A 953-nucleotide genomic window follows, 5' to 3' on the forward strand; every position below is an offset into this window, starting at 1 on the left:
GGTGTGGGGTGGCTCGGGGTGAGAAGGGGGTTGGGGTGAGGAGAGTCCGGGGGTGAGGCGGCGCGGAGGAAGAGGCGCGGGATGAGGGGAGGTTTGGGGGAGTGGCCTGGGGCGAGGGGTGGTGCGGGCTGAGAGGAGCCCTGGGTGTGGGGCGGCGCCGGGCGAGAGGGGGCGCGGGGTGCTGGGGCCCAGGGTGAGGGGCTTGGGTGAAGTGAGAGGCGGGGTGAGGGCTGGCTTGGGGTGGGAGTGGCTTGGGCTGAGGCTGCGCGAAGTGAGAGGCGGTGAGGTAGGGCGGCACGAGGTGAAGGCCGGCCTGGGGTGAGCGGGAGCGCGGAGGCTGGGGCGGCTCGGGTTGAGAGGCAGTTCGGGTGAGGGGCGGCTCGGGTGAGGGGCGGCCGGACCCTGGAACGGCGTTGATCCGGCTCACGCGCGGAGGCGCAGGCCGCGTGGTGTCGCGATGAAGCCTGCTCCTTCCAGGAGGGTGCCGATGGGGGAGGTCAGGGCCGAGGCGCCGTTGACGCGCTCCACCGTGACCGTGCCGAGAGAACCCGCTCGGGCCGCTGCCGCGAGGGCCTCGGCCGCTGCCTGGAGGCGTGGGTCTTCGGTGGCCGTGGTGTCCGGTGTGGAGGGCCAGGCGAGCAGGGTCTTGCCGCCGCGCTCCATGTAGAGGGTCAGTTCACCTTCGACCAGAACTACGAGAGAGCCCGCCTTACGCCCCGGCTTGTGCCCGGCACCGGTCGGCGGCTCAGGCCAGGGGAGGGCGGCGCCGTACGCGTTCGCGGGGTCGGCGGCGGCCAGGACCACGGCTCGGGTGGCGAGGGAGGGGCGGCGGGGGTGGTGGTTGGCGTAAGGGGAACTGGTGTTGGCCCGGGGCGGTGGGGCGGGGAAGTCGCGGGGGGAGATGTAGTCGCCCGGGGCCGGGGGGTGGGGGGCGGGGGGGGGGGGGGGTCTGG

Annotated in this window: 1 pseudogene; it reads right to left on the minus strand. The window is 74.6% G+C overall.

The annotated features are described in order from the left end of the window. Positions 1 to 423 precede the first annotated feature (423 nt). Positions 424 to 953, minus strand: a pseudogene (locus tag OO69_RS48075) (DEAD/DEAH box helicase); the annotation flags it as partial.

The organism is Streptomyces sp. NRRL F-525, from assembly GCF_000716605.1.
Taxonomy (GTDB): domain Bacteria; phylum Actinomycetota; class Actinomycetes; order Streptomycetales; family Streptomycetaceae; genus Streptomyces.